We start from the raw sequence: 12,631 nt of genomic DNA, 5'->3' as shown, positions 1-12,631 counted from the left end.
CGCACTCCGCACCGCCCCCCGAGCGCAGGTCAGGCGAACGAGGGGGGCTCGCGCCGCGGCCCCTCGGGGCCGCGGCCGGACAGCACCTCACCATAGGCCTGCATCAGATCCGGCAGCCGCAGCGTCGCCAGCTCCTCCCGGGAGGGCGTACCCGGACAGTCCGACAGCCGCAGATCGCGGTAGGCGCAGGACTTCTCGTAAAGGGTGCGCAGAAAGCGGCCGTTGCCCAGCTCGTCGATCCAGCCCTGGCCCACCACATGGCCGCTGATGCTGCGCAGCTCCTCCAGCGCCTCCTCGTCCCACACATCGTCGTTCTCCGCCGCCAGCACCTCGCCGATGGCCGTCAGCTCCGGCGGGCGGTAGCTGGGGAAGTCCACCCGGGTGGTGAAACGCGAGCCCAGGCCCGGGTTGGCGGCCAGCAGCCGGTCCATGCCCTCCGGATAGCCCGCCAGGATCACCACCAGCCGGTCCCGGTTGTCCTCGGCGCGCTTGAGCAGCACCTGGAGCGCCTCGTCGCCGTACGCGTCGCCCTTGCCGTAGCCGGTGTTGGACAGGCTGTACGCCTCGTCCACGAAGAGCACCCCGCCCAGCGCGGAGTCGATCAGCTCGTTCGCCTTGACCGCCGTCTGACCCAGGTACTCGCCCACCAGGTCGGAGCGCTGCGCCTCCACCAGATGGTCGCCGCCCAGCAGGCCCAGCGCACAGAAGACCCGCCCCAGGATCCGCGCCACCGTCGTCTTCCCCGTGCCCGAGGGGCCGGAGAAGACGAAGTGCCGCTTGGGCGGCTGGACGGGCAGTCCCTGCTCGGCGCGGAGCCGCGCCATGTGCAGCTGCGCCGACAGCGCCCGCACCTGGCGCTTGACCGGCTCCAGGCCGACCATGCGCTCCAGCTCCCCCATCGCGCGGGCCAGCAGCACCGGATCGGCCGGCCCCGCCGGGAAGCGGCCGGCAGCCCCCCGGCGGCCGGAGGACCGCTCCCGGGCCCGGTCCGCCTCCACCGGCACGGGCCCGTCCACGCCGCCCGCGCCGCCGCCCGTCGGGCTTCCGGGGACCAGGCCCCCGGCGGCCGGGTCGGCGAGGTCCGCACCGTCGGCGGGCCACCCGCCGCCGACCGAAGGATCATCCGGAAGACCGCCGAACGACACGTCCCCCGCCCCGCCGGCACCGTCCACGACCGTCACGGCCGCGGACGCCACCTCCGGCGCGTCGTCCAGCCCGTCGCCCTCGGCGATGGCGGTGAGCCGGGCGGCGGTGTCCATGAACGCCGGATCCACCCGGTACACCGCCCGGTACAGCGGCAGCGCCGCCGCGCTGCGCCCGGTGCCCTCCCGCGCCCGGGCCAGCCAGTAGCGCAGCTCCTTGCGCTGCGGCTGCTCGCTGCGACAGCGCATCAGGGCGGCGGCCAGCAGCGGCTCGGCCTGCCCGTACATCTCCAGCCGCACCCGGGCCATGCCCGCGAACAGGCTCGCCTCCACACCCAGCAGCGGATCGCCCACCAGCGGCTCGGTGTGCCGGACCAGCAGCTCCCAGTCCTTGGTGAGATAGGCGCGGCAGGCGTGCAGGAACCGCACCAGCGGGTCGGCCTCGACCGGCGGGCACTCGGCCAGCGCCCGGTCCAGATCCGCCACACGCCGGCCGTCCAGCCAGTGCGAGGCGTGCGCCAGCAGCAGGTCGCGCTCGGTCTCCAGCACCGGCTGCACCCACCAGCCCAGCCAGTACCAGGAGTTGAGGGCGCGGTCATGCCGGGCGCGCTGCTCGCCGAAGCGGTGGCGGTGCTCGTGCATCCGCAGCAGTGCGGTGGCGGTGTCCACGCGCAGGGCGTGCAGCCCCAGCCAGGCGTCGGCCATACCCGGGTCGATGCGCACGGCGGTGCGGAACTCCTCCTCGGCGTGGGTGTAGGAGCCCACTGTGTACGCGTCGACGCCGCGCAGCCAGGCGAGATCGGCGGGGGCCTGCGGACCGTGGACGTCCTGCGTGCCGTAGTCCCTCACGTCCCCCACGAAACGTCCCCCGAAGGTATGCGCCGGGTGGTCACCCGACGGCGGCGGTGGTTCTCAAAGGCACTCGACGACCATGCTCTGAAAGGGAGTTGCCGCAGGCAGCAGGGCAGGATCCAAGCCGTCCGAGGCCTTTGGCATGGTACCCGCGCCCCGGTTTCTGGCGTAGACGGCGTATGGGCGGGCACGGGGCGGGCCGGAGGTGAGACGGCCGGGCGCCGGCGGACCGGTGACAGAAGTTCGGTGACGGACGGTGAGAACGCGCCGGAGCCCTCCGGACGGGACCTGACGGGGACCGGACAGGATCCGGACAGGATCCGGACAGGACGAAGCCCCCGATCACGGGGGAACAACCGGGGGCTTCGTGCGGAACGGCCTGTGCAGACCGTTCAGGGAGAACGTAGAACCGGGAACCGGGGCCGGTCAAGCCGGTGCGGGAGGGAACGTAGGGCCCGGTACGGCCGGAGCGCGCAGAGCTGACACCACGTCACCCGCCGTAGCCACCGGCGGACTTCTCGCGCTCTCCTCGCGGTCCCGGAAGCACCAGATATCCCCGTGCGCACCGCCGTACCAGGAGATCGGCGTGGGGGAGGGTGGGATCGGCGGCGAAGTGCCGCTCCTCCGCGCGCTCCCAGCCGTCCCAGAAGCCCGCGAGCCCCGGCCCGTCCCTGCGCCGCCCCCGGGCCCAGGCCTCCTCGCGCGGCACCCCCAGCCACACGACACAGGCCAGACGGGGGCGCAGGGCACGACGGCCCGCGCCGACCCCCTCCACCAGCACCACCGGCGCGGGCGGCAGCGTACACGCCCCGCCGAACACCCGGCGCTCCCAGTCGTACACCTCGTACCGGGCCGACTCCCCGCGCGAGAGGGGAGCGACCACCTGCTCCAGAAAACGGCCGGTCCACCCGAACAGGGCGTCATGGCTCGCCAGATCGTCCAGATGGAGCACCGGCGCCCCGTCCAGCCGGGCAGCCAGGCGCCCGGCCAGCGTGCTCTTGCCGGACCCGGCGTGTCCGTCGACCGCCACCAGCCGCACCGGCCCGCACGACGGCGGCAGGGCGCGCAGCCGCCGGACGAGACCTGCCAGGCCGTCCGGGCCGGCCGGACCGTCCGGATCGGAGCGGGCACCGGGAATCACCGCTCCAGCCTACGACCGGCCGGACGACGCCACTGGTCGAGACCAATGTTTTCGGGTGTGCGGAGACCGCAGCACTGGCCCCGAAGATCCGGTGGCGGGAAGATGTGGACACTCCGCGGTGCGTCCGCGGCGCCACCACCGCCGCCGTATCGGCGCAGCACCCACGCGCGACACCACACGCGCACCGACTCACGGAAGGACCGGGGTACCCACCGCCATGACCGACAGCAGACCGGCCACCCGCCGCACCGTACTCGCCGCCGCCGTCGCCACCGCAGCAGCGGCCGTCGCCTCCCAGACCGCACTCTCCCCGGCCGCCGCCTTCCCGCTCCCGGCCTCCCCCTCCGCCCCGGGCCGTGGCGGCACGGGGAGCGGCCCGCGGGCCGGCTCCACGGTGGACTACCGCGCCTGGACCTCCGCCGCCGACTGGCGCTCCGGCACCGGCCAGGGCACCCGCGTGGCGGCCGGCCGCCGCCCCGGCATCGCCGTCGCCGCCCCCGCGGGCACCACCGACTACACCGACCCGCACACCGGGCGCACCGCCGCCTGGGAGTACGCCGTGTGGACCTCGCCCGTCCACCGCCTGCCGGTGCCCGCGAGCGAACTCGTCGCCTCCTGGAACGCCCGCACCCCGGCCGGCACCTGGATCCGGATCGAGATGCGGGGCACCTACACCGACGGCACCGACACCCCCTGGTACACCCTGGGCGTCTGGGCCGCCGGCGACGAGGACATCCGCCGCACCTCCGTGGACGACCAGGGTGACGGCAAGTCCAGCGTCTGGACCGACACCTTCGCCGTCGACGACACCTCCACCGGCCTGCGCCTGGCCTCCTACCGGCTGCGCGCCACCCTCCACCGCGCCCCCGGCACCGACGCCACCCCCGTGGTCTGGCGCCTGGGCGCCATGGGCTCCGACGTCCCCGCCCGCTTCGAGGTCCCGGCCTCCGCGCCGGGCGTGGCCGCGGGCGTCGAGCTGGACGTCCCGCGCTACTCGCAGAACACCCACATCGGCCAGTACCCGGAGTACGACAACGGCGGCGAGGCGTGGTGCAGCCCCACCTCCTCACAGATGATCATCGAGTACTGGGGCCGGGGGCCCACCGCCGAGGACCTGTCCTGGGTCAACCCCGACTACGCCGACCCCCAGGTCTGCCACGCCGCCCGCTACACCTACGACTACCAGTACTCCGGCTGCGGCAACTGGCCGTTCAACACCGCCTACGCGGCCACCTACCGCGACATGCAGGGCATCGTCACCCGCCTGGACTCCCTCGCGGACGCCGAGCTCCTGATCCGTGCCGGCATCCCCCTGATCACCTCCCAGTCCTTCATGGAGTCCGAACTCGACGGCGCGGGCTACGGCACCGCGGGCCACCTGATGACCGTCATCGGCTTCACCGAGGACGGCGACGTCATCGCCAACGACCCGGCCAGCGACAGCAACGAGGCCGTCCGCCACGTCTACAGGCGCCGGCAGTTCGAGAACATCTGGCTGAGGACGAAGCGCTACAACGCCAACGGCCAGGTCAGAAGCGGCACGGGAGGCATCTGCTACATCCTCTTCCCGGCGAAGCCCTCCCCGGCCCAGCGCCGCGCCCTGCAAAGCCTCGGCATCCGCTGACCCGGAGCCCTGGCAGTCCGCCGTGACCTTGATGGACCGGTGCCCCGTCCACCGCGACGCCTCGTGCGGGGGAACACCGCTACTCAGGGGCACGGCGGACTTTTTGTGTCTCAAGTCGTGAGGGTTGCACTTCCGGACGCAGCGCGCCTGGGGTCTGCCGTGACCAACACGCGCATGTGACGCGCGTCACGTGTCCCTCCGTGTTCAATGACGTTTTCTCAGAGGCTTTCATTTCCATGAGTTGTTGAGGACGAGGGCGGCCTGGGCGATGGTGCCGATGCGGCTGGGGCTGGCCGTCACATGCTGCAGGGCGCGCCAGCGCTGTTTGAGTTCGGCCGCCGCGCGCTCGCCGATCGCGCGGATGCCGCGCAGGAGCCGGTTGTGGGCGCGGGTGTCCGCCGCCAGGGGTGAGGCGATGTCGGGGTGCGGGCGGAAGGGTGTGTGGACGCCGCTGCCGGCGTCGGTGTAGCCGACGTCGGCCAGCGTCGGCAGGCCGGCGCGGGCCGACGCGTACAGGGCGGGCAGGGCGTGGATGCGGGCGGCGCGCAGGTCGTGGACGGATCCGGGTTCGGCGTCGGAGACCCTTCCCCGAGCTCTTCGAGCTGGGGATGCCTCATGCGGGGTGCCGCCGGGGGCGGCCACGAACTGGATGTTCCCGTCGAAGTGCCGGGCTTTGCCGGAGTAGCACAGGTCATTGCCCTTCTCCGTGCTCCCGGCGACGCGGTCGCAGGAGATGAGGGTGCCGTCCAGCACCACGTGGCTCATCTGTTGCGCGCGGCAGCGGTCCAGCACGTCGTGTAGCTCGGGGCCGCGTCGGCCATGACGTCAATTTCCTCGTGGAGGTAGTCCCCCAGCCTTCGGCCGGGTGGTGCCCCAGTAGCCGGTGACTCGGGAGATTCCCGCGGCGCGGGCCAGGCAGTGCACGCAGCCGGCCTCGCGGAACCAGCGCAGCACGAAGACGGCCTGCCGGAAGGGGCCCAGTACACGGGCGCCCTTCGGGGTGCCGATCCGGCGGCGGTGGCCGGTCGGCAGTCGGGTCGTGTACTCCACCACGTGGCGTGGGACGTCGAGCATGGCAACGCAGGTGACCAACGTGAAGCCTCTGGTGCAGCGGACGATCTTGTGGTGAGAACCGTCCTGCCAGGGGCTTTACGTCTGTCCGCATTCGGGCCGCCACTGTCTGATCCAACCCTTGATGCCCCGGTCAACCCACTTCGCGAAGATTATCTCGCCGAGAAAACGTCATTGAATTTCTGATCGGTACACCAGGGAATCGGAATGTGCAAATTATTTTCTACATCGATTGGGCACCCTCGGGTCGCGTGGGTGTGATCAGTGTCACATCGACACGTTCTGTAATGGATCAACTTCAGGTTGATTTTAATTTTGGAGAAAAATGCCATATCGGGCATCTATTTTCACGCTCGGTTAACAAAGTGGGGTCAGGGGGTCGCGAAGCTGGTTAAGTGCTTTCGCTGCCACCACCCCTCCTATACCTTTTCTTCCGGCCGAAGGTCCTCGATGTGCTGGGTTCCTCTCCTTCGAGGTGTCGAGGCGAGGGGGTTTCCGGCGCAGTCAATGAGATTAACCGTAGGGTAAACCTTCCGCCGATAACCGCCGGAGACTGAAGAGGGTGGGTTCTTTGATTGGGAAGAGATCGGTTCGCGCCGGCCTGTTGGTATCCGCCACTCTTGCGGCTGTAATACTCCCCGCAGGTCAGGCGAATGCTGAAATCTCCTACACCGACAGTCAGTGCAGCTCGTCGACGCGGTGTTTTGCGATCTTCTTCAACAGCATGCAAAGCATCGGGATCTTCCGCAGCGCGTGCTTCATTACCAACAAGAGCGAGTACTCGCATCTGGGCTACGACTACGCCCAATATCAGGTCCGGTACCAGTTCAACTACGGGTACGGGTTCGGTTGGGACGGCCAACTGCCGAACGCAAGCGCGTGCGTGGGAACCGATCCCGGCTCGGGCTGGAGCGTGAAGAACAATGCTGCCGGAGCCTCCAACAGCGACTCCGTTTCCCATCGGGTGTACTACAACACCGGCTACGCCGGCGTCTACCAGACCATCGAGACCGACCACAACGAGAACCTCATTTCGTCCCTGAAGAACGATAATGCGAGCAGTAAGAGGCTGTGATGACGATACGACTCTCCCTCGCCGCCCCCCTCGCCGCGGCTTCGTTGGCGATGCTGGCCACCGGGTGCGGCCAAGGGCAAACCGATGGCTCCACGGTAGTGACCGGCGATGACGGCCAGGTGTCCGAGTCGGCCCCCTACACGCCGAGGGTCGTCAAGGAGAACTGGCCGGAGAAGGTGCCCACCCGCGGCCTGGCCAAGGGGATGGTGCTGCCGCTGGAGCAGTACATGGTCTCCTACGCCGAGGAAATCGCCGTCCAGCAGGCCCGCGACAACGCCGAGATCGCCTGCATGCGCCGCTACGGGTTCACCCACTGGCGCACCGAGGACCGGGGCACCTCCCCGCCGCCGGCGGACAACGCCTCCAACATGCCCCGCCGCTACGGCCTGAGCGATCTGGCCGAGGCCAAGAAGTACGGCCATCACCTGCCCGGCCAGGACCGGGGCAGTGCCCCGGTACCGGGACAGGACACTTCCGAGGCCAACACCGTCCTGCTCGGTGAGAACAAGGGGGAAGATATCACCTCCTTCAAGGGCAGGAGTCTGCCCGAGGGAGGCTGCATGGGCGAGGTGGGCCGCACGGTCGGAAATCTCGACATGGACCTCGTCGAGCGCCTCAACGGTGAGAGCTTCGAACGCTCCCAGCAGACCCCCGCCGTCAAGGACGCCATGGCACGGTGGGCGTCCTGCATGAAGGACCGCGGGTACCAGGTGGAAATGGTCTGGGACACCACAAAGGTGGTCGAAGACCTGGGGGAGACGGCCAGCGAGGAAGGCATCAAGATCGCCACGGCCGAGGTCGAGTGTAAACAGGAAACCGACCTCATCAAGATCTGGTTCTATGAGGAAACCAAGATCCAGAAGCAGATCATCGCAGACAACCAGAAGGCTCTCAGCGGTGCTCAGGGCCGCCAGGAAAAAACCCTGGGCGAGGCAGCCGGAGTCAACAAGGCCGCAGCACGGTAAAAGCCCTCAGGCTGCGACTGGCCCTGCTCCCAGCTGCTATTCTCATCACACAAGTCGATCCTCAAGCCGGTGGCCGTTTCCTCGCCTGTCGCACAAGGAAACGGTCGCCGACTGCTTGGCTACGCCGAGCGTGCGGCTGCCCGCGTGACGAGCTTCACAGAACCGGCCGGGAAGAAAACCGCAATACCGGATCACCGACACCCATGAGCCCACCGCTGCGGAGTTACCTGTCCCATCGCTCAGCTCAGCGGGCGGTCACCACGCTCTGTCCGTGCGTTTCGCCTACAAAGGGAGAATCCTTTGAGATTTCGCCGAAGAAGATTACGGACTCCGTTGGCCGTGGTGGCCGCTGGGGTGATGCTCACCGGGCTGATACAGGCCTCGGCCCAAGCGAATCAGCCCGCACCGAAGGAACGGAAGCAAGAGGCAGGGCCCGTGGCACCGTCCGCGATTCCGCCGGCCGAGCGCGCCGATGTGCTGGGTGGGGGCTGGGAGAAGTCCGGCGATCTGGCCTGGACGACTACCGGCGACGCTCGCGGCTTCCATATTCTGACCGCCCGGCAGGAGAACGGCTACGCCTGGCGGACGACGGCGTCGCTGTCTGAGCCGGGGTTCGACGTGGATGCGTGGATCGGAAACATCTGCGTGACCGGTTCGGGCAAGCGTGCGGTGGTGGTCTACGCGCCGCGGTCGTTCACCAACAAGCCCGAGCTGATGGCGCGCGGTGGGTTCACCGCGGTGGTGGAGCTGAACACCGGCACGGTGACCAAGCTGGACCTGCAGGCGTCACTGTCGTACTACAACCCCGGCTGCGGCACCGGCGAGAGCGCGGTGCTGACCCAGTCCGGTGGTGAGGACAAGACCTCCACCCGGCTGGTGCCGGTGGACGCCGCCGCCGGGAAGCTCGGCAAGGCGGTGGAGACCGCCGGGCAGGTGACCTCTGCGGTCCCCGCCCCCGCCGGCGGGATCCTCGGTGCAGCCGGCGCGCAGGTCGTCAAGATCGACGGCAAGGGCCACGGAACAGCCGTGGTCGGCACCGACGCGGTGCCCTACCGGCTGCACCCGGACGCCGACGGCGGGCTGGTCTTCCTGGACCAGCGGCCCGCGAAGCGTACGACCCCGGCGCTGGAGAAGAGCACGGCGGTCAAGCGGGTGACGGCCGCGCAGCTGAAACGGCCGGACGCGAGGAGGACACGGGCGAGCGTGCTGGCCGACGGTCCGCTGACCGCGACCGAACTGACCCGTGCCGCCGGGGGTCGGGTATACGTGACCGGCACCGGGACCAGGACCGCCAAGAAGCTGCCCGGTGCGGTCGAGCGCCTGGCCGGGACGCCCAAGGGCACACGAGTCAGCACTCGCGGAGAGGCGGTGCTCACCGAGACGGCGTGGGCCGACGGCAAGGACTCCCGCATCACCCCGGGGGAGGCCGTCCACACCCGCCCGGTGAACATCGCCATGACGGTGCCGGCCACCGGGAAGAGGGTCGAGTTCACCGTTGACCCGGCGGCCCGCCCCGGCGCCCGCGCCGAGCAGGGCCGGCAGCCCTCGCCGAAGCAGCCTTCGTCCGGGGGCGGTGACGGGAAGGGGCAGGACGGCCCACGTACCCAACTGGGCACGGCTGCCACGGCCGCCGGGGACCGCACCGAGATCGTGGAGTCCGAGCGGGTGTGCTCGGTGCCGCGCAACGATCCGCGTAACCAGGCGATGCAGCCCAAGCCGCGCCAGGTGGAGTGGGCGGTCGACCAGGCGGTCAACGGCACGCTGAACCTGCACATCAGCCGCCCGGCCAACTGGAAGAACCTGGGCATGCCGGCCTACCAGCCGCACACCCTGTTCCCCGTCGTCCCGCTGTCCGGCGGTGGGAAGATCCCCGCGCAGGTGCTGCTCGGCATCACCGCGCAGGAGTCGAACATGTGGCAGGCCGCCCGGTCCGCGGTGCCCGGGGTGACCGGCAACCCGCTGATCGGCAACTACTACGGCATCGACTACTACGACGGCGAGCCGCTCAACGACTGGGACATCAACTGGGCCGAGGCCGACTGCGGCTACGGCATCACCCAGGTCACCGACCACATGCGACTGGCCGGCCGGGAGGACGGGCACGGCGGCGCCGCCTGGGACTACCAGAAGCAGCGGGCCGTGGCCCTGGACTACACCGCCAACCTCGCCGCCGGCATGCAGATCCTGGCCAAGAAGTGGAACCAGATCCACGACGCCGGCCTGGAGGTCAACAACGGCAACCCGGCCAAGCTGGAAAACTGGTTCTTCGCCCTGTGGGCCTACAACTCCGGCTTCTACCCGCAGGCGGACGCCGGCAAGCACGGCGGCGCCTGGGGACTGGGCTGGACCAACAACCCCGCCAACCCCGAGTGGGACTTCGGCCGCACCCCCTTCATGGAGGACCGGCTCGGCAACGAGAGCCCGCACGACGCCGCCCACCCCCAGGACTGGCCCTACCCGGAGAAGGTGCTCGGTTTCGCCGCCCACCCGCCCAGCTACCTGGAGTCGCCGGGCACCATGGTGGCCGCCTTCCGCCCCGCCTGGTGGAACGGCAGCAACGGCGACGCGACCGCCTCGGGCAGCGCCATGTACAACCGTGCCCGCGTCAAGCCGCCGGAGAACCTGTTCTGCACCTCCTCCAACGACTGCGACCCCGGCCGGATCGGCGACGACGCGGCGAACGAGACCGGAGCCGGCCCCTGCCAGATCACCACGGGCGACCACAAGTTCAAGTGCTGGTGGCACGAGTCCGTCACCTGGAAGGACGACTGCAACTACTCCTGCGGCAACGAGTTCGTCCGCTTCAACTCCTCCTACGACGAGGAGGACGACGGCACCGCCTACCCGCCCGACTGCACCCGGAGCGGTCTGCCGTCCAACGCCATGATCATCGATGACGTACCCGCGGGCACCCCCTCGGTCAGACCGAACTGCTCCAACAGCTCCTGGACCAACCAGGGCACCTTCACCCTCGACTTCGGCGAGGGCGAGTCCGGCGGCCACCCCACCAACTCCTACACTCGCTGGCCCGCCAAGGTGGACCTGCACCAGATCGGCGGCGGCTTCGGCGGCCACTTCTACTTCGGCCACACCCGCAAGAACGACACCAAGGGCAACCGCCTGAAGTTCACCGGGACCTGGAAGCTGGACAAGGCGGTCAACGGCCCGGCCAAGATCATGGTTCACCTGCCCGACCACGGCGCGCACACCAAGTTCGCCAAGTACGAGATCACCACGGCCAAGGGTAAGCGGTACCGCACCATCGCACAGAAGGACGACAGCAACCGCTGGGTCAACCTGGGCGCCTTCATGTTCGACGGGGCACCCGAGGTCAAACTCACCACCATCACCCCGGACGGCACCGGGGACGAGGACGTCGCCTTCGACGCCATCGCCGTCGCACCGATCCAGGGAAGGTACGTCGAGGACACCGTCGAGGCGATCGCCTACTTCGACGAGGACCAGAACATCGACGCCGACCCCACCAGCACGGTGTTCTTCGACACTCCGTTCAAGAGCCGCCAAGACCTCTACGATTGGGCCCTGGGAACCTCCGGGGCTGTTCTGGACCTGCCCACATGTGTCGACGCCCCGGCTCCGAGCTGTGTCATGCCGGAGACGAAAGCGGCCATGAGCAGGTGGAACGCCGAGGTCAGGGAGGCCGGCACGTCCACCACCAACCATCCGGACGGCAAGAGCATCCCCGCATGGCTGCACTTCTCCAACGACTACCGCGACCGCCCGACCAGTTCGTCGAAACCGTCGCACTTCGACACCGACGACAGCAGCTACAAGATCAAGACCAAGGCAACGGTCAGCTTCGTGGCCACGGACGACGGCCAAGTTGTGGAGGGGAGCCAGTTCGCCGAGTACGACGACCGGACCGCGGACACCCACATTCCCGATTTCGTCATGGAGTCCCTGGCTGCGGTCGAGCAGGACTACCACATCACTCGCCCGAACCTGAACTACACCACCACCGACCTCAACGAGCACAACGGGAGGTCGACCACGACCGACACCAACACCACGGGCATTCTCCCCGGCCGTGCCTACGCGGCCGTCGGGAAGAAACCCGAAATCACCAACACGAACGGCTACCCCGCCTCCGGGACCGACGGCAAGTGCGTGGCCGTCTCGTACACGGCCGGCGGGTCCATCGGGTACCGGCCCATGCTCGCCGATCAGGGAATCCAGGACGAGATGGCCCGGTGGCGCGGCGAGGCCGGGGTGGATCACACCGTGGTGGCGGAGCCCGTGAGGAAACTCATGGGCGAGATCTACAACGCCTTCTTCAAGGCGGGCAAGACCGGATCGCTGTTCAACACCGCGCCGCCGATCTGGCAGGAACTGAACTTCCAGACCTGTTCGGACGGCACGCTCCGCAAGCGCAACAGCGAGGACACCGGAAGCCGGATCCTGCGCTCCAGCTTCATGCCCAGCCAGTACCTGTACCGTAACGGTGAGGCCATCGACCTGGACGGTCGTAGGATTTCCGGGCCCACTCCGGTGTACGAGGGCGATTTCGAGTCCTTCAGCCGGGTGGCCACCTTGGATGGTTCCCAAATGCCGTACGGACACTGCGCCCAGACCACCGGGCACGGCGGCAATCCGTGGGGCATCGACGTCCTCGACGGCCCCGGCGCCAATCCCGAGGGTGTCAACTGCTTCAAGGGCTGGAAGGGAGACCCCGGTTACAGCAGTCCGTAAGCGGCTGTGAAAAGCACCCCGGTGGGGCACCGAGAGCGCCTCGGTGCCCCA

The 12,631-nt window shown here is 69.1% G+C and carries 8 protein-coding genes; 4 read left to right on the top strand and 4 right to left on the bottom strand.

Annotation, left to right across the window (positions count from 1 at the left end; all coding sequences use genetic code 11):
- Positions 1-29 precede the first annotated feature (29 nt).
- Together IQ279_RS08275 and IQ279_RS08270 are read right to left on the bottom strand one after the other, a co-directional pair.
- Positions 30-2,000, bottom strand: a complete 1,971-nt coding sequence (locus IQ279_RS08275) for an AAA family ATPase (RefSeq protein WP_206347685.1) — start codon at positions 1,998-2,000, stop codon at positions 30-32.
- A gap of 484 nt (positions 2,001-2,484) precedes the next feature.
- Positions 2,485-3,135, bottom strand: coding sequence for a uridine kinase family protein (locus IQ279_RS08270; RefSeq protein WP_372445097.1), 651 nt, complete (start codon positions 3,133-3,135; stop codon positions 2,485-2,487).
- A 217-nt stretch (positions 3,136-3,352) separates the two neighbouring features.
- Here IQ279_RS08270 and IQ279_RS08265 point away from each other — a divergent pair, with 217 nt between their 5' ends.
- Positions 3,353-4,759: a C39 family peptidase gene (locus tag IQ279_RS08265; protein ID WP_206347684.1), complete on the top strand. Its 1,407-nt coding sequence runs from the start codon at positions 3,353-3,355 to the stop codon at positions 4,757-4,759.
- Positions 4,760-4,987: 228 nt separating this feature from the next.
- Here IQ279_RS08265 and IQ279_RS28925 read toward each other — a convergent pair whose 3' ends face one another.
- Together IQ279_RS28925 and IQ279_RS28920 are read right to left on the bottom strand one after the other, a co-directional pair.
- Positions 4,988-5,524: a transposase family protein gene (locus IQ279_RS28925; protein ID WP_206347683.1), complete on the bottom strand. Its 537-nt coding sequence runs from the start codon at positions 5,522-5,524 to the stop codon at positions 4,988-4,990.
- Between the two features lie 60 nt (positions 5,525-5,584).
- Positions 5,585-5,833, bottom strand: a complete 249-nt coding sequence (locus IQ279_RS28920; protein ID WP_206347682.1) for a hypothetical protein — start codon at positions 5,831-5,833, stop codon at positions 5,585-5,587.
- A 559-nt stretch (positions 5,834-6,392) separates the two neighbouring features.
- Between IQ279_RS28920 and IQ279_RS08250 the strand changes: the two genes are divergently transcribed.
- From IQ279_RS08250 to IQ279_RS08240, 3 genes are all read left to right on the top strand, one after another.
- Positions 6,393-6,905, top strand: a complete 513-nt coding sequence (locus tag IQ279_RS08250; protein WP_206347681.1) for a hypothetical protein — start codon at positions 6,393-6,395, stop codon at positions 6,903-6,905.
- Positions 6,906-7,003: 98 nt separating this feature from the next.
- Positions 7,004-7,870, top strand: a complete 867-nt coding sequence (locus IQ279_RS08245) for a hypothetical protein (RefSeq protein WP_206347680.1) — start codon at positions 7,004-7,006, stop codon at positions 7,868-7,870.
- A gap of 435 nt (positions 7,871-8,305) precedes the next feature.
- Entirely contained in the window at positions 8,306-12,580 is a 4,275-nt protein-coding gene (locus tag IQ279_RS08240; protein WP_206347679.1) for a golvesin C-terminal-like domain-containing protein, read from the top strand.
- Positions 12,581-12,631: the final 51 nt, after the last annotated feature.

It is taken from the genome of Streptomyces verrucosisporus (assembly GCF_017114865.1).
GTDB lineage: Bacteria > Actinomycetota > Actinomycetes > Streptomycetales > Streptomycetaceae > Streptomyces > Streptomyces fenghuangensis.
The sequence above is the reverse complement of the archived record's forward strand: the minus strand, read 5'-3'. Positions and strand labels throughout refer to the sequence as shown.